At 73.0% G+C, this 18,285-nt stretch carries 19 protein-coding genes; 13 read left to right on the top strand and 6 right to left on the bottom strand.

Annotated features, from left to right (window positions below; translation table 11 throughout):
* Positions 1-226 precede the first annotated feature (226 nt).
* The 4 genes from AC0VYN_RS22360 (at position 227) to AC0VYN_RS22375 (ending at position 3,965) form a co-directional block, all read left to right on the top strand.
* Positions 227-1,765, top strand: a complete 1,539-nt coding sequence (locus AC0VYN_RS22360; protein ID WP_475532406.1) for an ATP-dependent DNA ligase — start codon at positions 227-229, stop codon at positions 1,763-1,765.
* Positions 1,762-2,220, top strand: a complete 459-nt coding sequence (locus AC0VYN_RS22365; protein ID WP_475532407.1) for an NUDIX hydrolase — start codon at positions 1,762-1,764, stop codon at positions 2,218-2,220. Before AC0VYN_RS22360 ends, AC0VYN_RS22365 begins: the two co-directional genes overlap by 4 nt.
* 96 nt (positions 2,221-2,316) lie before the next feature.
* On the top strand, positions 2,317-3,702 hold the full coding sequence (locus AC0VYN_RS22370) for an NADP-dependent succinic semialdehyde dehydrogenase (protein WP_475532408.1): 1,386 nt from the start codon (positions 2,317-2,319) through the stop codon (positions 3,700-3,702).
* A gap of 26 nt (positions 3,703-3,728) precedes the next feature.
* On the top strand, positions 3,729-3,965 hold the full coding sequence (locus AC0VYN_RS22375) for a DUF6213 family protein (protein WP_385466246.1): 237 nt from the start codon (positions 3,729-3,731) through the stop codon (positions 3,963-3,965).
* A 10-nt stretch (positions 3,966-3,975) separates the two neighbouring features.
* On the opposite strand, the gene AC0VYN_RS22380 is transcribed toward AC0VYN_RS22375, so the two are convergent.
* Complete coding sequence (locus tag AC0VYN_RS22380; protein WP_386921591.1) at positions 3,976-5,202, bottom strand: acyl-CoA dehydrogenase family protein; 1,227 nt, start codon at positions 5,200-5,202, stop codon at positions 3,976-3,978.
* Positions 5,203-5,370: 168 nt separating this feature from the next.
* Between AC0VYN_RS22380 and AC0VYN_RS22385 the strand changes: the two genes are divergently transcribed.
* Positions 5,371-6,027, top strand: a complete 657-nt coding sequence (locus AC0VYN_RS22385) for a TetR/AcrR family transcriptional regulator (protein WP_475532409.1) — start codon at positions 5,371-5,373, stop codon at positions 6,025-6,027.
* A gap of 38 nt (positions 6,028-6,065) precedes the next feature.
* On the opposite strand, the gene def is transcribed toward AC0VYN_RS22385, so the two are convergent.
* Positions 6,066-6,605, bottom strand: coding sequence for a peptide deformylase (def, locus tag AC0VYN_RS22390; RefSeq protein WP_385466237.1), 540 nt, complete (start codon positions 6,603-6,605; stop codon positions 6,066-6,068).
* A gap of 179 nt (positions 6,606-6,784) precedes the next feature.
* On the opposite strand from def, the gene AC0VYN_RS22395 reads away from it, so the two are divergent.
* The 5 genes from AC0VYN_RS22395 to AC0VYN_RS22415 all read left to right on the top strand — a co-directional run bounded on the left by AC0VYN_RS22395 (position 6,785) and on the right by AC0VYN_RS22415 (position 11,417).
* Positions 6,785-8,023, top strand: coding sequence for a MurT ligase domain-containing protein (locus AC0VYN_RS22395; RefSeq protein ID WP_385466234.1), 1,239 nt, complete (start codon positions 6,785-6,787; stop codon positions 8,021-8,023).
* A 23-nt stretch (positions 8,024-8,046) separates the two neighbouring features.
* The gene (locus AC0VYN_RS22400; RefSeq protein WP_475532410.1) at positions 8,047-8,775 is read left to right on the top strand and encodes a type 1 glutamine amidotransferase; all 729 of its coding nucleotides are present in this window, start codon (positions 8,047-8,049) and stop codon (positions 8,773-8,775) included.
* Positions 8,776-8,941: 166 nt separating this feature from the next.
* Positions 8,942-9,967, top strand: coding sequence for a 6-phosphofructokinase (locus AC0VYN_RS22405; RefSeq protein WP_385466228.1), 1,026 nt, complete (start codon positions 8,942-8,944; stop codon positions 9,965-9,967).
* A 196-nt stretch (positions 9,968-10,163) separates the two neighbouring features.
* A complete protein-coding gene (locus tag AC0VYN_RS22410) occupies positions 10,164-11,111 on the top strand; it encodes a cytochrome c oxidase assembly protein (RefSeq protein ID WP_475532411.1) in 948 nt (315 codons plus the stop codon).
* 135 nt (positions 11,112-11,246) lie between these two features.
* Positions 11,247-11,417, top strand: coding sequence for a hypothetical protein (locus AC0VYN_RS22415; protein ID WP_386921584.1), 171 nt, complete (start codon positions 11,247-11,249; stop codon positions 11,415-11,417).
* Positions 11,418-11,433: 16 nt separating this feature from the next.
* On the opposite strand, the gene AC0VYN_RS22420 is transcribed toward AC0VYN_RS22415, so the two are convergent.
* From AC0VYN_RS22420 to AC0VYN_RS22435, 4 genes are read right to left on the bottom strand one after another with little or no spacing between them, the layout of a single operon-like run.
* Entirely contained in the window at positions 11,434-12,648 is a 1,215-nt protein-coding gene (locus AC0VYN_RS22420; protein WP_385466219.1) for a sensor histidine kinase, read from the bottom strand.
* Positions 12,645-14,405, bottom strand: a complete 1,761-nt coding sequence (locus AC0VYN_RS22425; RefSeq protein ID WP_475532412.1) for a sodium/solute symporter — start codon at positions 14,403-14,405, stop codon at positions 12,645-12,647. Before AC0VYN_RS22425 ends, AC0VYN_RS22420 begins: the two co-directional genes overlap by 4 nt.
* Before the next feature lie 7 nt (positions 14,406-14,412).
* The gene (locus AC0VYN_RS22430) at positions 14,413-14,772 is read right to left on the bottom strand and encodes a hypothetical protein (RefSeq protein ID WP_475532413.1); all 360 of its coding nucleotides are present in this window, start codon (positions 14,770-14,772) and stop codon (positions 14,413-14,415) included.
* A 3-nt stretch (positions 14,773-14,775) separates the two neighbouring features.
* A complete protein-coding gene (locus AC0VYN_RS22435; protein WP_475532414.1) occupies positions 14,776-15,534 on the bottom strand; it encodes a LytR/AlgR family response regulator transcription factor in 759 nt (252 codons plus the stop codon).
* Positions 15,535-15,591: 57 nt separating this feature from the next.
* Here AC0VYN_RS22435 and AC0VYN_RS22440 point away from each other — a divergent pair, with 57 nt between their 5' ends.
* From AC0VYN_RS22440 to rocD, 3 genes are all read left to right on the top strand, one after another.
* Positions 15,592-16,095 (top strand): Lrp/AsnC family transcriptional regulator, encoded by a 504-nt coding sequence (locus AC0VYN_RS22440; protein ID WP_451690697.1) that lies wholly within the window; start codon positions 15,592-15,594, stop codon positions 16,093-16,095.
* 126 nt (positions 16,096-16,221) lie between these two features.
* Entirely contained in the window at positions 16,222-17,061 is an 840-nt protein-coding gene (ddaH, locus tag AC0VYN_RS22445; protein WP_475532415.1) for a dimethylargininase, read from the top strand.
* Positions 17,058-18,278, top strand: coding sequence for an ornithine--oxo-acid transaminase (gene rocD, locus AC0VYN_RS22450; RefSeq protein WP_386921578.1), 1,221 nt, complete (start codon positions 17,058-17,060; stop codon positions 18,276-18,278). Before ddaH ends, rocD begins: the two co-directional genes overlap by 4 nt.
* Positions 18,279-18,285 lie beyond the last annotated feature (7 nt).

Raw genomic sequence — 18,285 nt, forward strand, 5'->3', positions numbered from 1 at the left:
CGGCGCGGCGGCGGTTGCCGGATGCCCTTCCCCCGGTCGGCGGTCACCGGTACGGCGGGTCGGTGCCCCCCCCCCGGGACGGGGGCACCGGAGGACGCGTCCCGGCCCGGAGCGGTCCGGGCGCCCGGAGGGGACCGGGCGCCCGGAGGGGACCACGACGGGGCGGCAGGCAGGTCCGTGCGCCCGTGCGGGTGTGGGCCACGCCTCTCCGGTGCACCATGACTGCATGCTGCTTGCCCGGCTGGCCCAGGTGTCCCGGGAGGTCGCGGCCACGTCGGCGCGGTCCCGGAAGACCGCCCTGCTCGCGGAGCTGTTCCGGGAGGCGGAGGCGGAGGACGTACCGATCGTCATCCCGTATCTGGCGGGGCGTCTCCCCCAGGGCCGGATCGGCGTCGGCTGGAAGGTGCTGGGCGAGCGGGTCGCCCCGGCCGCCGAACCCGGCCTCACCGTGCGCGACGTGGACGCCCGGCTGACGGAACTCGGCGCGGTCTCCGGGGCCGGTTCGCAGGCCGAGCGGTCGCGGCTGGTCGGCGGCCTGATGGGCGCGGCCACCGAGGACGAGCAGCGCTTCCTGCTCGGGCTGCTCACCGGTGAGGTGCGCCAGGGCGCCCTGGACGCCGTCGCCGTGGAGGGCCTGGCCCTGGCGACCGGCGCGCCGGCGGCCGACGTCCGGCGTGCGGTGATGCTCGCGGGCTCGTTGCAGGCCGTGGCCGAGGCCCTGCTCGCCGACGGACCCGGGGCGCTGGCCCGGTTCCGGCTCACCGTCGGCCGCCCGGTGCTGCCGATGCTGGCCCACAGCGCGTCCTCGGTCGCCGAGGCGGTCGGCAAGCTGGGCGGCTGCGCCGTCGAGGAGAAGCTGGACGGCATCCGCGTCCAGGTGCACCGGGACGGCGCCACCGTACGGGTCTGCACCCGCACCCTGGACGACATCACCGGCCGGCTCCCGGAGGTCACCGCGGCCGCGCTCGGGCTGCCCGGCGAGCGGTTCGTCCTGGACGGCGAGGTGATCTCCTTCGACGAGGCCGGGCGCCCCCGCTCCTTCCAGGAGACCGCCGGACGCGTCGGCTCCCGCACGGACGTGACCACGGCCGCGCGGGCCGTCCCCGTCTCCGTCGTGTTCTTCGACGCGCTGTCCGTCGACGGCCGCGACCTGCTCGACCTGCCGCTGACCGAGCGGCACGCGGAACTGGCCCGGCTGGTCCCCGAGCCGATGCGGGTCCGCCGCACCCTGGTGGCGGGGCCCGACGACACGCCCGCGGCCGAGAAGTTCCTCGCCGAGACGCTCGAGCGCGGCCACGAGGGTGTCGTGGTCAAGGGGCTCGACGCGCCCTACAGCGCGGGCCGCCGCGGCGCGTCCTGGCTGAAGGTCAAGCCCGTGCACACCCTCGACCTGGTCGTCCTGGCCGCCGAGTGGGGGCACGGCCGCCGCACCGGCAAGCTGTCCAACCTCCATCTGGGCGCCCGCGCCGCGGACGGCTCGTTCGTGATGCTCGGCAAGACCTTCAAGGGCCTCACCGACGCGCTGCTGACCTGGCAGACCGGACGCCTTCGGGAGCTGGCCGTCGAGGAGCACGGCTGGGGCGTGACCGTACGCCCCGAACTCGTCGTCGAGATCGCCTACGACGGCCTCCAGCGCTCCACCCGCTACCCGGCCGGCGTCACCCTCCGCTTCGCCCGTGTCCTGCGCTACCGCGACGACAAGCGCCCGGAGGACGCGGACACGGTCGGCACGCTCCTCGCCGCCCACCCGGGGGTGGCCCCGTGAGGCGCAGCGCCGGCCTGCTGCTCCACCGTCCCGGCGCCGGGGGCACCGAGGTGCTGCTCGGCCACATGGGCGGCCCCTTCCACGCCCGACGCGACGCCGGGGCGTGGACGATCCCCAAGGGCGAGTACGAGCCGGCGGAGCCCGCCTGGGAGGCGGCCCGGCGCGAGTTCCGGGAGGAACTCGGGCTGCCGCCGCCCGACGGCGAGGCGGTACCGCTCGGCGAGGTCCGCCAGTCCGGCGGGAAGGTCGTCACGGCCTGGGCCGTGGAGGCCGACCTCGACCCGGCGACGATCACCCCCGGCACCTTCCGCATGGAGTGGCCGCCGAGGTCGGGCCGGATCGAGGAGTTCCCCGAGCTGGACCGGGTGGCGTGGTTCACGGTGGACCGGGCGCGCGAGGTGATCGTGAAGGCGCAGGCCGCGTTTCTCGACCGGCTGGCTGAGCACTCGCACTGAGAGAGGCGACGCGGGGCCCACCGGCCCCTCCGCGTTGCGGCACCCCCCGCCGCGCGCCAAGGTCGAAGCACGAGTCCGCACCCAGGGAGGTCGGCTATGCCCATCGCGACGGTGAACCCGGCGAACGGCGAGACGCTCAGGACGTACGAGGCCATGGGCGAGGAGGAGATCGAGCGCCGGCTCCAGCTCGCGGAGGCCACCTTCCGCACGTACCGGACCACGCCGTTCGAGGAGCGGGCCCGGCTCATGCACCGGGCGGCCGACCTCCTGGAGGCGGAGCAGGACGAGATCGGCAAGGTCATCACCACCGAGATGGGCAAGCCGGTCAAGCAGGCCCGCGCGGAGGCCGCCAAGTGCGCCAAGGCGATGCGCTGGTACGCCGACCACGCCGCGGAACTGCTCGCCGACGAGGAGCCCGCCGAGGCGGACGTCAAGGACTCCGGCGCCTCCCGGGCCCTGGTGCGCTACCGGCCGCTCGGACCGGTGCTCGCGGTGATGCCGTGGAACTTCCCGCTGTGGCAGGTGATCCGCTTCGCGGCGCCCGCGCTGATGGCGGGCAACGTCGGCCTGCTCAAGCACGCCTCGAACGTCCCGCAGACCGCCCTGTACCTGGAGGACCTGTTCCACCGCGCGGGCTTCCCCGAGGGCTGTTTCCAGACCCTGCTGATCGGCTCCGCCGCGGTCGACGACATCCTGCGCGACGAGCGCGTGCGGGCCGCCACCCTCACCGGCAGCGAGCCCGCCGGCCGCGCGGTCGCCTCCACCGCCGGGGAGATGATCAAGAAGACGGTGCTGGAGCTGGGCGGCAGCGACCCCTTCGTCGTCATGCCTTCCGCCGACATCGACCGGGCCGCGCGGGTCGCGGTGACCGCGCGCACGCAGAACGCCGGGCAGTCCTGCATCGCCGCCAAGCGGTTCATCGTGCACACGGACGTGTACGACGCCTTCGTCGAGCGCTTCACCGAGGGCATGAGGGCGCTGCGGGTCGGCGACCCGATGGACGAGGAGACCGAGGTCGGGCCGCTCTCCAGCGAGCAGGGCGTGACCGACGTGGTGGAGCTGGTCGAGGACGCGGTACGGGGCGGCGCGCGGGTGCTGTGCGGCGGCGAACGCCCCGAAGGCCCCGGCTGGTACTACCCGCCGACCGTGCTGGCCGACATCACCCGCGGGATGCGCATCCACCGCGAGGAGGCCTTCGGCCCGGTCGCCACGGTGTACCGGGCGGCCGACCTGGACGAGGCCGTGCTGATCGCCAACGACACGGACTTCGGGCTCAGTTCCAACGTGTGGACCCGCGACGACGCCGACGTGGACCGCTTCGTCCGGGACCTGGAGGCGGGCGGGGTCTACGTCAACGGGATGACGGCGTCCCACCCGGCGTTCCCCTTCGGCGGGGTGAAGCGGTCGGGCTACGGGCGTGAGCTGTCCGGGCACGGAATCCGCGAGTTCTGCAACATCACCACCGTATGGCACGGGGCGTGAGGGTTCCGGGGCTACGATCCCTTTTCGTGACCCGCGAAGTGACCCTGCCTCTGATCGTCGACGACCGCGGCACCCTGCAGGTGTCCGCGGCCGACGTGAGCAAGCTGCTGCGCACGGTGGGCGGTCGGTGGCTGCGGCTGGTGGAGGCCGGCGAGGAGGGTCTGGACGAGGACACCGTGGCGGCCCTCACCATCGAACTCGCCAAGCTGGCCGACCGCATCGACGTGGCGTGCATCGCCCACTCCAGCGGCCGGTCCACCTGACCCCGGGCCGCTAGCGGATCGGCATTCCCGCCAGGGTCCGCGCGATCACCAGCCGCTGGATCTCGCTGGTGCCCTCGAAGATCGTGTAGATGGCCGCGTCGCGGTGCATCCGCTCCACCGGGTACTCCCGGGTGTAGCCGTTGCCGCCCAGGATCTGGACCGCCTGGGCGGTCACCTTCTTCGCCGTCTCACTCGCGAACAGCTTGGACATCGAGCCCTCGGCGGCCGTGAACGGCTTGCCGTTGACCGCCATCCAGGAGGCCCGCCACACCAGCAGCCGGGCCGCGTCGATCGACGTGCGCATGTCGGCGAGCTGGAAGGCGACGCCCTGGTTGTCGATGATCGGGCGGCCGAACTGCTCGCGGGTCCTCGCGTAGTCGAGGGCGACCTCGTACGCGGCGCGGGCGGTGCCGACCGCCATGGCGCCGACGGCCGGGCGGGACGCCTCGAAGGTGGCCATCGCCGCGTTCTTCACGCGCTCGCCGCCGGCCTTGGCCTTCTCGCGGGCGCGGGCCAGGCGCGCGTCCAGCTTCTCCTTGCCGCCGAGCAGGCAGGAGCCGGGGACACGCACGTTGTCGAGGACGACCTCGGCGGTGTGCGAGGCGCGGATGCCGTGCTTCTTGAACTTCTGCCCCTGGGACAGCCCCGGGGTGTTCGGCGGCACGATGAAGGAGGCGTGACCCTTGGAGCCCAGCTCCGGGTCGACGACGGCGACGACCACGTGGACGTTGGCGATGCCGCCGTTGGTGGCCCAGGTCTTGGTGCCGTCGAGCACCCACTCGTCCTTGGCCTCGTCGTACACGGCGCGCGTGCGCATGGAGGCCACGTCGGAGCCCGCGTCGGGCTCGGAGGAGCAGAAGGCGGCGACCTTGACGTCGTTGGCGTCGCCGTACATCTGGGGGATCCAGGTGCCGATCTGCTCCTCGGTGCCGTTGGCGAGGACGCCGACGGCGGCGAGGCCGGTGCCGACGATGGACAGCGCGATGCCGGCGTCGCCCCAGAAGAGCTCCTCCATCGCCATCGGGATGCCGAGGCCGGTGGAGTCGAAGTACTGCTGGGCGTAGAAGTCGAGGGAGTAGATGCCGACCTTGGCGGCCTCCTGGATGACCGGCCAGGGAGTCTCCTCACGCTCGTCCCATTCGGCGGCCGCGGGGCGGATGACGTCGGCGGCGAAGCCGTGCAGCCAGTCCCGGACCTCCTTCTGTTCGTCGTTGAGCTCCATGGTGAACTCGGCCATGTCCCCTCCAGTGACGCACCTGCGTGTTACTTGCGGTAACCCGAGTCTGTTACCGACGGGTAGTGAAAGTCAACTCCCGAGGACCCCCGGCCTCCCGTTCGATGGGCGCGGGCCGCCGGGTGTTAGTTTGCGCAGGCGTCACCGAATCAGCACGGGTGGGGAGAGCACATGGACACCACGCAGCGGACCGAGCAGCAGCGGTCCGCCGACCGCCGACGGCGCGAGCTGCTGGAGGCCGCCGACCGGGTGGTGCTGCGCGACGGCCCGCAGGCCTCGATGAACGCCATCGCCGCCGAGGCGGGCATCACCAAGCCGATCCTCTACCGGCACTTCGGCGACAAGGGCGGCCTGTACGCCGCCCTGGCCCAGCGGCACACGGACGCCCTCCTCGCCTCGCTGCGGGCCGCCCTGGACGCCCCGGCGGACCGGCGCGAGCGCGTCGAGGCCACGCTGGACACCTACCTGGCGGCCATCGAGGCGGCCCCTCAGGTGTACCGCTTCCTGATGCACCCGGCGGAGGGCAGCACCGGACCGGGCGACCAGACCGAGCAGGGCTTCGACGTGGGCAGGCACTCGGCACCCCTGCTGCGCCGCATGGGCGAGGAGCTGGGCAAGGTCATCGAGGAGCGCCTCGACATGGGCCCCGGCAGCGAGCGGCTGGCCCGGGTCTGGGGGCACGGCATCGTCGGCATGATGCACGCCGCCGGCGACTGGTGGCTCGGCGAACGCCCCTGCTCCCGCGCGGAGTTGGTGACGAGTCTGGCGGACCTGCTCTGGGGCCGGCTGTCCGCGGCCGGGGACAGGGTGGGCGGCCCGGGCTTCTGACCCGCGGGATCTCCGGCCCGACGCCGCCGCGGGCGCGTTCAGCGGCTCCACGACGCCCGCGCGACCTGCCTCATCAGCTTCCGGTGGCGCCGGCCCGACAACCGGTCGGCGTAGATCCGCCCCTGAAGGTGGTCGCACTCGTGCTGGAGGCACCTGGCGAAGAAGCCAGTCCCGTGCACGGTGACCGGCTCCCCGGTCACCGTGAAGCCCTCGACGACCGCGTGGTCGTGGCGCTCGGTGCCCGCCTCCAGGCCGGGCAGCGACAGACAGCCCTCCGGGCCGCGCACCACCACCCCGTCCGCCTCGACGAGCCGCGGGTTCACCACGTGACCGAGATGGCGCACGTCCTCGTCGTCCGGGCAGTCGTACACGAAGACGCGCAGCGGCTCACCGATCTGGTTCGCGGCCAGGCCGACGCCGTGCGCGGCGTACATCGTGGCGAACAAGTCCTCCACGAGCGCGGCGAGTTCCGGACCGAAGTCCGTCACCTCCTCGCACGGGGCGTGCAGGACGGGGTCGCCGAGGAGACTGAGGGGCCGTACGCGCCCGTGGACGCCCGGGATGGAGCCGTGTCGCATGACGCTCAGAGTAAGGTCCCTGTGTTCCCCGGCGGCGCGCGCCCACCGTCGGGGCCGCGTGGCCGGTGCCGCGATTCGGGAGTGTGAACGGATCTCGATAGGCTGAGGTCCACACCACGTGGCCGTCAGGCTTCCCAGGCTTCAGGCGCGGCGCGTACGGCAAGGAGGATCGAGAACTGATGGCAGGCAACTCGGACCCGCTCACGCCGCGGGCCAAGATCGCCGTGACCGCGGGCAAGGCGGTCGCGGCGGCGTCCCGCGCCGCCGGACGAGGCAGCGGTTCGGTGATCGGCGGCCGGGTCGCGCTGAAACTCGACCCCGACCTCCTCGCCCGGCTCGCCCAGCACCTGGACGTGACCCTCGTCTCGGCGACCAACGGCAAGACCACCACCACCCGGCTCATCGCCGAGGCGCTCAAGGCGGCCGGCCCGGTCGTGTCCAACGCGCTCGGCGCCAACATGCCGGCCGGCATCACCTCGGCGCTCGCCGGCGGCGCGGACGCACGGTACGGCGTCCTCGAGGTCGACGAGAAGTACCTCGTCGGCGTCGCCCAGGCCACCGACCCCAAGTGCATCGCGCTGCTCAACCTCTCCCGCGACCAGCTCGACCGCGCCGCCGAGACCCGGATGCTCGCGGAGAACTGGCGCGAGGGCCTGGCCGGTTCGAAGGCCGTGATCGTCGCGAACGCCGACGACCCGCTGGTGGTGTGGGCCGCCTCCTCCTCCCCCAACGTGATCTGGGTCGCCGCCGGGCAGATGTGGAAGGACGACGCCTGGTCCTGCCCGTCCTGCGGCGGTGTGATGCAGCGTCCGGGCGACGACTGGTTCTGCGGCGAGTGCGGCTTCCGCCGGCCCACGCCCAGCTGGGCGCTGTCCGGCGACCACGTCCTCGACCCGCACGGCTCCGCCTGGCCCATCCACCTCCAGCTGCCGGGCCGCGCCAACAAGGCGAACGCCGCCTCCTCGGCCGCCGTCTGCGCCGTCTTCGGGGTGCCGCCGCAGGTCGCCCTGGAGCGGATGTACCAGGTGCAGGCGGTCGCCGGCCGCTACGACGTGGTCCAGTTCCAGGGCCGCGACCTGCGTCTGCTGCTCGCCAAGAACCCCGCGGGCTGGCTGGAGACCTTCTCCCTGATCGACCCGCCGCCGACCCCGGTGATCCTGTCGGTGAACGCGCGCGGCGCCGACGGCACCGACACCTCCTGGCTGTGGGACGTGGACTACACCCGGCTGACCGGTCACCCGATCTGCGTGATCGGCGACCGCAAGCTGGACCTCGCGGTGCGCCTGGAGGTCGCTAACCAGCAGTTCCAGGTGTGCGAGAACCTCGACCAGGCGGTGCAGCTGTGCCCGCCCGGCCGGATCGAGGTCATCGCGAACTACACCGCCTTCCAGGACCTGCGCCGCCGCGTCGGCAACTGACCGCGAGACTTCAGGGGATTTTCGTGAGCGACAACCAACTGCGGATCGTCTGGATCTACCCGGACCTGCTCAGCACGTACGGCGACCAGGGCAACGCCCTCGTCGTGGAGCGCCGGGCCCGGCAGCGCGGCCTCGACGTGGCCCGGCTCGACGTGCGCAGCGACCAGCCGATCCCGACCTCCGGCGACATCTATCTGATCGGCGGCGGCGAGGACCGTCCGCAGCGGCTCGCGGCCGAGCGGCTGCGCCGGGACGGGGGCCTGCACCGGGCGGTGGAGAACGGCGCGATCGTCTTCTCCGTCTGCGCCGGCTACCAGATCCTCGGCCACGAGTTCATCAACGACCTCGGCCAGCGCGAGGCGGGCCTCGGCCTGCTCGACGTGGTCTCCACCCGCGGCGAGGGAGCCCGGTGCGTCGGCGACGTCCTCGGCGACATCGACCCGCGCCTCGGCCTGCCCCCGCTGACCGGGTTCGAGAACCACCAGGGCGTCACCCACCTCGGCTCCACCGCGCGTCCGCTCGCCCAGGTGCGCTTCGGCAACGGCAACGGCACGGGCGACGGCACGGAGGGCGCGTACAACGACACGGTCTTCGGCACGTACATGCACGGGCCCGTGCTCGCCCGCAACCCGCAGATCGCGGACCTGCTGCTCAAGCTGGCCCTCGACGTGAACGCGCTGCCGCCGACCGACGACCGGTGGTACGAGGCGCTGCGCAACGAGCGCATCGCGGCGGCGCAGCAGCCCGCCTGACGCCCCTGCGGCAGCCCGTCTGATGATGCATCCGCACAGGTGAGCGGGTACGTCCAGTAGGCGGACGCACGGTTCGGCCCCGCCCCCCGGTACCGCTAGGGTGGCGGGGAATCGAACCGGACAGCGCGGTCCGGACCCGTGCCACGTTGAGAAGGTAACTGGGGCTATGCGCATTGGTGTCCTCACGTCCGGCGGTGACTGCCCCGGCCTGAACGCCGTCATCCGGTCCGTCGTGCACCGCGCCGTCGTCGACCACGGCGACGAGGTCATCGGCTTCCGGGACGGCTGGAAGGGCCTCCTGGAGTGCGACTACCTCAAGCTCGACCTCGACGCGGTCGGCGGCATCCTGGCCCGCGGCGGCACCATCCTCGGCTCCTCCCGGGTCCGTCCCGAGCATCTGCGGGACGGCGTGGAGCGCGCCCGCGGCCACGTCGCGGAACTCGGACTCGACGCGATCATCCCGATCGGCGGCGAGGGCACACTGAAGGCCGCCCGGCTGCTGTCCGACAACGGCCTGCCGATCGTGGGCGTGCCGAAGACCATCGACAACGACATCGCGGTCACCGACGTCACCTTCGGCTTCGACACGGCCGTCACCGTCGCCACCGAGGCCCTGGACCGGCTGAAGACCACCGCCGAGTCCCACCAGCGGGTGCTCATCGTGGAGGTCATGGGCCGTCACACCGGATGGATCGCCCTGCACTCGGGCATGGCGGCCGGCGCCCACGCCGTCGTCGTCCCGGAGCGGCCCTTCGACATCGACGAGCTGGCCGCCAAGGTCGGCGAGCGGTTCTCGGCGGGCAAGCGGTTCGCCATAGTGGTGGCCGCGGAGGGTGCCAAGCCGAAGGCCGGCACCATGGACTTCGACGAGGGCGGCAAGGACGTCTACGGCCACGAGCGCTTCGCCGGGATCGCCCGCCAGCTCTCGGACGAGCTGGAGCACCGGCTCGGCAAGGAGGCCCGGCCGGTGATCCTCGGACACGTCCAGCGGGGCGGGACGCCCACGGCGTACGACCGGGTGCTGGCGACCCGGTTCGGGTGGCACGCGGTGGAGGCCGTGCACCGCGGGGAGTTCGGGATGATGACCGCGCTGCGCGGGACGGACATCGCGATGGTGTCGCTGGCCGACGCCGTCGAGACGCTGAAGACGGTCCCGGACGCGCGGTACGACGAGGCGGAGTGCGTGCTCTGAGCGGTGCCGCCGAGAGCTCGGGCCCACCGGTCCGTCGCGGTCCGCGGGCCGTGGCTGGTCGACCGCGCAGTTCCCCGCGCCCCTTCGGGGCGCTTCGCCGCCCCCGGTGAGGATGGTCGCCGGGGGCGGTTCTACGCTTGCCTTCGGACAGACAGCGTTCAAACACGCTCAACCCCCACGAAACAGGAGCCGGCGGATGGATCACAGCGGGCACGGCATGACGACGGATCTGCCGCCGTTCACGCTGGGGCGTGGGCTCGGCTGGTCGCCGGACCTCTTCTTCCTGATCGCCTGCCTGCTGGGCCTGGCGCTGTACGGCTGGGGTGTCGTCCGTCTGACGCGGCGCGGTGACAAGTGGCCGGTGGGACGGACCGTCGGCTTCGTCACCGGTGTGCTGAGCATCGCGCTGATGATGTGCACCAGGCTGAACGACTACGGCATGGTCATGTTCAGCGTGCACATGGTGCAGCACATGGTGATCAGCATGGTCTCGCCGATCCTGCTGCTGCTGGGCGCCCCGATCACCCTGGCGCTGCGGGCGCTGCCCACGGCGGGCCGGGGGCGCAAGGGGCCGCGCGAGCTGCTGCTGATGCTGCTGCACAGCCGCTACATGCGGATCGTCACCCACCCCGTGTTCACCATCCCGCTGTTCATCGCGAGCCTGTACGCGCTGTACTTCACCCCGATCTTCGACTTCCTGATGGGCTCCAAGGTCGGGCACGTCGGGATGATGGTGCACTTCCTCGCCGTCGGCCTGGTCTTCTTCTGGCCGATCATGGGCGTGGACCCGGGCCCGCACCGGCCCGGCTACCTGATGCGGATGCTGGAGCTGTTCGCGGGCATGCCGTTCCACGCGTTCTTCGGCATCGCGCTGATGATGGCGTCCTCCCCCATGGTCGAGACGTTCCGCGACCCGTCCGCGTCGCTGGGCATCGACGCGCTCTCCGACCAGAACGCGGCGGGCGGCATCGCCTGGGCGTTCAGCGAGGTCCCCTCGGTCCTGGTGCTGCTCGCCCTGGTGGCCCAGTGGTACGCGTCGGACCAGCGGCAGGCCAGGCGCACCGACCGGGCCGCCGACCGCGACGGCGACAAGGAGCTCGAGGCGTACAACGCCTACCTGGCCTCCCTCAACGCACGCGGCTGACCGGCACCTCCTACGAGGCCGGCTCCCCTCCCCCTTCCGCTGCGGCCTGGAAAAGGTGCGCATATCGCCGTATGCGCCGTGCGGCGGCGGAACCGGGGCACCATGGGGGGAACGGACCACGAGGAGGGTGTCGCGATGCCCGGTTCCACGGACAGTTCCACGAAGACGATGGGTGCGCTCACCATCGGAGGCCTGGTCGCGGTGACGGCCTACACGGTGGCGCTCGGCAGCAACGGCTGGCTGTGGTTCGGCTGGGTCGTCCTGGGCCTGATCACCATCGGGATGGTCGCCACGCGCAGCACCTGAGCCGCGCCGGCCGACCTCATTCGCGGCCGAGCCGGCGGGCCGAGTGGACGCCCGGCTGGTACTTGGGCAGCCGGGCGGTGATCTTCATGCCTGCCCCGACCGCGGTCTCGATGACGAGGCCGTGGTCGTCGCCGTAGACCTGCCTCAGCCGGTCGTCGACGTTGGACAGGCCGATGCCGCCCGACGGGCTGACCTCGCGCGCGAGGATGCGGCGCAGCAGACCGGGGTCCATTCCGGCGCCGTCGTCCTCGATGACGACCAGGGCCTCGGCGCCCGCGTCCTGCGCGGTGATCTGGATGTGGCACGTGCCCGAGGACACGGCCTGGCCCTCCAGGCCGTGCTTGACGGCGTTCTCGACGAGCGGCTGGAGGCAGAGGAAGGGCAGGGCCACCGGCAGCACCTCGGGGGCCACCTGGAGGGTGACGGCGAGGCGGTCGCCGAAGCGTGCCCGCACGAGTGCCAGGTAGTGGTCGATGGCGTGCAGCTCGTCGGCGAGGGTGGTGAAGTCGCCGTGCCGGCGGAACGAGTAGCGGGTGAAGTCGGCGAACTCGAGGAGCAGCTCGCGGGCGCGCTCGGGGTCGGTGCGCACGAAGGACGCGATCACCGCGAGCGAGTTGAAGATGAAGTGCGGCGAGATCTGGGCCCGCAGCGCCTTGATCTCGGCCTCGATGAGCCGGGTGCGGGACTGGTCGAGGTCGGCCAGCTCCAGCTGGACCGACACCCAGCGCGCCACCTCCCCCGCCGCCCGGACCAGGACGGCGGACTCGCGGGGCGCGCAGGCGACGAGGGCGCCGTGCACCCGGTCGTCGACGGTGAGCGGCGCGACGACCGCCCAGCGCACCGCGCAGTCGGGGGTGTCGCAGGTGAGGGGGAAGGCCTCGCCCCGGCCGGTCTCCAGGGGACCGGCGAGGCGCTCCATGATCTCGGCGCGGTGGTGGGCGCCCACGCCGTCCCAGACCAGGACCTCCTTGTGGTCCGCCAGGCACAGCGCGTCGGTGCCGAGCAGGGCGCGCAGCTTGCGGGCCGACTTGCGGGCGGTCTCCTCGGTGAGTCCGGCGCGCAGGGGCGGGGTCGCGAGGGAGGCGGTGTGCAGGGTCTGGAAGGTGGCGTGCTCGACCGGGGTGCCGAGTCCGTCGAGGTTCTGCGGCCGGGCCGTGCGCCGCCCCAGCCAGAAGCCCGCGGCCAGCAGCGGCAGCACGGCGACGACCAGGCCCGCCAGGAAGCCGCTCACGACGTCACCTCCCTGCGCAACTCGTCCGCGCGCCGTTCCTCGGTGCGCAGCTCCCCGGTGCCCAGCTCCTCCGGCAGGTGGAAGCGGGCCAGGATCGCCGCGGTCCCGGCCGGCACCCGGCCCGGGGTGGCCAGGGAGACCAGGACCATGGTGAGGAAGCCCAGCGGCACCGACCACGGGGCGGGCCAGGCCAGCAGCGCGTGCAGGGCACCGCCGCCGCCCGGGAAGCCGCCCATGGTCGCGGCGACGGCGAGCAGCGCGGAGCCGCCGCCCACCAGCATCCCGGCCGCCGCGCCGGGCGGGGTCAGCCGCCGCCACCAGATGCCGAGGACCAGCAGCGGGCAGAACGAGGAGGCGGACACGGCGAAGGCGAGGCCGACGGCGTCGGCGACCGGAAGCCCGCCGACCAGGGCGCTCGCCGCCAGCGGGACGGCCATCGCGAGGACCGTGCCGAGCCGGAAGTGCGGTACGCCCCGGGACGGGAGCACATCCTGGGTGAGGACGCCCGCGACGGCCATGGTGAGCCCGGACGCGGTGGACAGGAACGCGGCGAACGCGCCGCCCGCGACCAGGGCGCCGAGCAGGTCGCCGCCCACTCCCCCGATCACCCGGTCCGGCAGGAGCAGGACGGCGGCGTCGGCGTCGCCGGTGAGGGTCAGCTCGGGGGCGTAGAGGCGGCCGAGGGCGCCGTAGACGGGCGGCAGCAGGTAGAAGGCGCCGATCAGGCCGAGGACGGCGACGGTGGTGCGGCGGGCGGCGACGCCGTGCGGGCTGGTGTAGAAGCGGACCACGACGTGCGGCAGGCCCATGGTGCCCAGGAAGGTGGCGAGGATCAGCCCGTACGTCGCGTACAGCGGGCGCTCCGTGCGGCTCTCGGCCCGTGACGGGGACAGGGCGTCGTCGGCGCCGCGTCCGGCGGCGGGGACCGGTGCGCCCTCGGCGAAGGTGAGACGGGTGCCGGCCCCGACGCGGTGGGTGCCGGCGGGGAGCTCGACCGGGACGCCGTCGAGGGTGCGGCCGTCCACGGTGCCGTCGACGGTGACGGCGAGCGGCCGGTCGAGGTCGAGGGTGAGGGTGTCGCCGACCCGGACGGACCGCTGCTCGCGGAAGGCGGCCGGTTCCTCGAAGGCCCGGCCGGGCGCGCCGTCGCCCTGCCAGGCCAGGACCAGGAAGAGCGCGGGGACGAGCAGGGCGGTGAGCTTCAGCCAGTACTGGAAGGCCTGCACGAAGGTGATGCTGCGCATGCCGCCGGCGGCGACGATGGCGATGACGACGACCGCGACGACGACTCCGCCGAGCCAGTCGGGCGCGCCGGTCAGCACGGTCAGTGTCAGTCCGGCGCCCTGGAGCTGGGGCAGCAGGTACAGCCAGCCGACGCCGACGACGAAGGCGCCCGCCAGCCGCCGTACCGCCTGGGAGGCGAGCCGGGCCTCGGCGAAGTCGGGCAGGGTGTAGGCGCCGGAGCGGCGCAGCGGGGCGGCCACGAACAGCAGCAGGACCAGGTAGCCGGCGGTGTAGCCGACCGGGTACCAGAGCATGTCGGAGCCCTGGACGAGGACCAGGCCGGCGATGCCGAGGAAGGACGCGGCGGAGAGGTACTCGCCGCTGATGGCGGCGGCGTTCAGGCGGGGGCCGACGGTGCGGGAGGCGACGTAGAAGTCGGAGGTGGTGCGGGAGATGCGCAGGCCGAACGCGCCGACCAGGACGGTGGCGACGGCGACGAGGGCGACGGCGGGTATCGCGTAGTTCGGGTTCATCGGTGGGTCATCGGTCCTCGACGAGGCGGACGAAGTCGCGCTCGTTGCGCTCGGCGCGGCGGACGTACCAGCGGGCGAGGAGGACGAGCGGGGCGTACAGCCCGAAGCCGAGGACGGCCCATTCGAGGCGGCGGGCGGCGGGCATCACCGCGAACAGCAGCGGCAGCGGGCCGACGAGCAGACCGAGCACGGCGAACACGGTGAGGCCGGCCCGCAGCTGGCTGCGCATGAGGGAGCGGACGTAGGTGTGGCCGAGGGTGGTCTGCTCGTCGATCTCGGTGCGCGGGCGGTAGTAGCCGGAGGCCCGCAGGGTGCGCCGGGGCGGGCCGGTGACGGTGACGCGGCGCTCGGCGGGGTCCTGGGGCACGTCTCACGGCCTCCGCATGAGCAGGTCCCGCAGTTCGCGGGCGTGCCGCCGGCTGACCTGGAGTTCCTCGGCACCGACCAGGACGCTCACGGTTCCGGCGTCCAGACGGAGCTCGCCGATGTGGCGCAGGGCGACCAGGTGGCGGCGGTGGATGCGGACGAAGCCGCGGGCGCGCCAGCGCTCCTCCAGGGTGGACAGGGGGATGCGGACGAGGTGGCTGCCCTTGTCGGTGTGCAGGCGGGCGTAGTCGCCCTGGGCCTCCACGTGGGTGATGTCGTCGACGGCCACGAACCGGGTGACGCCGCCGAGCTCGACGGGGATGTGGCCGGGGTCCGGCTCGTGCACGGGTATGCGGGGGGCGGCGGTGGCGTTGGCGCGCTGCTCGACGACGCGGCGGACCGCCTCGGCCAGCCGTTCCGTGCGGACGGGTTTGAGGACGTAGTCGACGGCCTTGAGGTCGAAGGCCTGCACGGCGAAGTCCTCGTGCGCGGTGACGAACACGACCAGCGGCGGCCGGGCGAAGCCGGTCAGCAGCCGGGCGAGGTCCAGTCCGTCGAGGCCGGGCATCTGGATGTCGAGGAAGACGACGTCGACGGCCTCGGGACCGTGCGGGCCGGACTGCAGGGCCCGGTTGATGCGGCGCAGCGCCTCGGTGGCGTCGCCGGCGCCCTCCACGCTGCCGATCCGCGGATCGGCGTTGAGCAGGTAGAGCAGTTCCTCCAGCGAGGGGCGTTCGTCGTCGACGGCGAGGGCGCGCAGCATGAAGGTGGAGTGTAGGTGTTATCCGGACGTCTGGACATGGCTGGCTACAGTGCGGGCATGAACAGCAGGCCCTCGCCCTTCGACGAGCTCGACCGGAAGATCGTCACCGCCCTGATGGCGAACGCCAGGACGTCCTTCGCGGAGATCGGCGCGGGGGTCGGGCTGTCCGCGACGGCGGTCAAGCGCCGGGTGGACCGGCTGCGCGAGACCGGTGTGATCACGGGGTTCACGGCGACGGTGCGGCCGTCCGCGCTGGGCTGGCGCACCGAGGCGTACGTGGAGGTGTACTGCGAGGGGGCGGCCCCGCCGAGGCGGCTGGCGGAGGTCGTGCGGGGCTACCCGGAGATCACGGCGGCGATGACGGTGACCGGCGGGGCGGACGCGCTGCTGCACGTGCGGGCGCGGGACGTGGAGCACTTCGAGGAGGTGCTGGAGCGGATCCGGGCGGAGCCGTTCATCCGCAAGACGATCAGTGTGATGGTGCTGTCGCACCTGCTGCCGGACAGTCCGGAGGCCGGGGCGAACCACCCCGCGCCGGAGGGCGCAGCAGACGTGCGCTGACCGGCCCGAGGACGCAGCGTTCGTGCGCGGACACGCAGCTCTCGTCGCTTGTCGCCCGTCGGCATCGCTTCCTACCGTGGAGTCATCCCGCAGTCACCATCAGTTAGGAAGCGGAGGAACCCCTCTGTGTCCGACTCCCGTGTGCCGCGCCGGCGGCGCTTCCTCGTCTGCGAACCCAGACACTTCGCCGTGCAGTACGCGATCAACCCGTGGATGTGCTCCGGGGAGCCCGTCCACGTGGGCCGTGCGCTGACCCAGTGGCGTGCGCTCGTCGACTCCTACCGGCGCCACGGGCACACCGTGGACACCGTGACGCCGGTCCCCGGGCTGCCCGACATGGTGTTCGCGGCGAACGCCGCCCTCGTGGTGGGGGGCCGGGTCTTCGGCTCGCTGTTCCACGCCCCGGAGCGCCGCCCCGAGTCCGTGCCCTACGAGACGTGGTTCAAGGGCGCCGGCTTCGACGTCCACCTCCCCGAGGCGGTCTGCGAGGGCGAGGGCGACCTCGTGCCGGTGGGCCGCTGGATCCTGGCCGGCACCGGCTTCCGCACCACCCCCGAGGCGCACCGCGAGGTGCAGGAGTACTTCGGGCGGCCGGTGGTGTCGCTGACGCTGGTGGACCCGTACTTCTACCATCTGGACACGGCCCTGTTCGTCCTCGACGACGGCCACGAGGGAGGTGACGGGAACATCGTCTACTACCCCGGGGCGTTCTCGCCCGGCAGCCGTGAGGTGCTGGAGCGGCTCTATCCGGACGCGGTCCTCGCCACCCGTGAGGACGCCATGGCGTTCGGGCTCAACTCCGTGTCCGACGGGCGGCACGTGTTCGTCTCGCCGGGGGCCCGGGAACTCGCCGAGCGGCTGGCGGACCTCGGTTACGTCCCCGTCCCCGTAGACCTGTCCGAGTTCCACAAGGCCGGTGGCGGCATCAAGTGCTGCACCCAGGAGATCCGGGAGACCCGTTCATGACCGCACCCGCCCGTACCCGCGGCTCCGAGGAGCTCATCCGCGCGGAGGAGCCCGTCCTCGCCCACAACTACCACCCGCTGCCCGTGGTCGTGGCCCGCGCCGAGGGTGCCTGGGTGGAGGACGTGGAGGGCCGCCGCTACCTGGACATGCTGGCCGGCTACTCGGCGCTCAACTTCGGTCACCGCCACCCGGCGCTGATCGAGGCCGCGCACCGCCAGCTGGACCGGCTGACGCTGACCTCGCGCGCCTTCCACAACGACCGGCTCGCGGGGTTCGCCGAGAGGCTGGCCGCCCTGACCGGCACGGACATGGTGCTGCCGATGAACACCGGCGCGGAGGCGGTGGAGAGCGGCATCAAGGTGGCCCGCAAGTGGGCGTACGACGTGAAGGGCGTCCCGGCCGACCGGGCCACGATCGTGGTGGCGGCGGACAACTTCCACGGCCGTACGACGACGATCGTGAGCTTCTCGACGGACGAGACGGCACGCTCGGGCTTCGGTCCCTTCACTCCCGGCTTCCGGATCGTGCCGTACAACGACCTGGCGGCCCTGGAGGCGGCGGTCGACGGGACGACGGCGGCCGTGCTGATCGAGCCGATCCAGGGCGAGGCCGGCGTCAACATCCCGGACGACGGCTATCTGGCGGGGGTGCGGGAGCTGACCCGGCGGGCGGGCTGCCTGTTCGTCGCGGACGAGATCCAGTCCGGCCTGGGCCGTACCGGGCACACCCTCGCCGTCGAGCACGAGTCGGTCGTCCCGGACGTGGTGCTGCTGGGCAAGGCGCTGGGCGGCGGCATCGTGCCCGTGTCGGCGGTGGTCGGCCGCCGGGAGGTGCTCGGTGTGCTGCACCCGGGCGAGCACGGTTCGACCTTCGGCGGCAACCCGCTGGCCGCCGCGGTCGGCACGGCGGTGGTGGAGCTGCTGGAGACCGGCGAGTTCCAGCGCCGGGCGGCCGAGCTGGGCACGGTGCTGCGCTCGGGGCTGGAGGCGCTGGTCGGCAGGGGCGTCGTCGGTTTCCGGGCGCGGGGACTGTGGGCGGGCGTGGACGTGGACCCGGCGCTCGGCACCGGCCGCGAGATCAGTGAGCGGCTGATGCGCGAGGGCGTCCTGGTCAAGGACACCCACGGCTCCACGATCCGCCTGGCGCCGCCGCTGACCGTCACCGCCGAGGAGCTGCGCGGCGCGCTCGGGACGCTGGAGAAGGTCCTGACCTCCTGAGGACGTC

The organism is Streptomyces sp. 63XJN7_1_ISO-PGPR-S23-121 (assembly GCF_056173025.1).

What these genes read in the sequence shown, in the direction of transcription:
- def (WP_385466237.1), bottom strand. Translation starts at nt 6,605, where the DNA reads ATGCGACACGGCTCCATCCCGGGCGTCCACGGGCGCGTACGGCCCCTC.
- AC0VYN_RS22385 (WP_475532409.1), top strand. Translation starts at nt 5,371, where the DNA reads ATGGACACCACGCAGCGGACCGAGCAGCAGCGGTCCGCCGACCGCCGA.
- AC0VYN_RS22395 (WP_385466234.1), top strand. Translation starts at nt 6,785, where the DNA reads ATGGCAGGCAACTCGGACCCGCTCACGCCGCGGGCCAAGATCGCCGTG.
- AC0VYN_RS22415 (WP_386921584.1), top strand. Translation starts at nt 11,247, where the DNA reads ATGCCCGGTTCCACGGACAGTTCCACGAAGACGATGGGTGCGCTCACC.
- AC0VYN_RS22440 (WP_451690697.1), top strand. Translation starts at nt 15,592, where the DNA reads ATGAACAGCAGGCCCTCGCCCTTCGACGAGCTCGACCGGAAGATCGTC.
- AC0VYN_RS22435 (WP_475532414.1), bottom strand. Translation starts at nt 15,534, where the DNA reads ATGCTGCGCGCCCTCGCCGTCGACGACGAACGCCCCTCGCTGGAGGAA.
- AC0VYN_RS22380 (WP_386921591.1), bottom strand. Translation starts at nt 5,202, where the DNA reads ATGGCCGAGTTCACCATGGAGCTCAACGACGAACAGAAGGAGGTCCGG.
- AC0VYN_RS22360 (WP_475532406.1), top strand. Translation starts at nt 227, where the DNA reads ATGCTGCTTGCCCGGCTGGCCCAGGTGTCCCGGGAGGTCGCGGCCACG.
- AC0VYN_RS22370 (WP_475532408.1), top strand. Translation starts at nt 2,317, where the DNA reads ATGCCCATCGCGACGGTGAACCCGGCGAACGGCGAGACGCTCAGGACG.
- rocD (WP_386921578.1), top strand. Translation starts at nt 17,058, where the DNA reads ATGACCGCACCCGCCCGTACCCGCGGCTCCGAGGAGCTCATCCGCGCG.
- AC0VYN_RS22410 (WP_475532411.1), top strand. Translation starts at nt 10,164, where the DNA reads ATGGATCACAGCGGGCACGGCATGACGACGGATCTGCCGCCGTTCACG.
- AC0VYN_RS22425 (WP_475532412.1), bottom strand. Translation starts at nt 14,405, where the DNA reads ATGAACCCGAACTACGCGATACCCGCCGTCGCCCTCGTCGCCGTCGCC.
- AC0VYN_RS22405 (WP_385466228.1), top strand. Translation starts at nt 8,942, where the DNA reads ATGCGCATTGGTGTCCTCACGTCCGGCGGTGACTGCCCCGGCCTGAAC.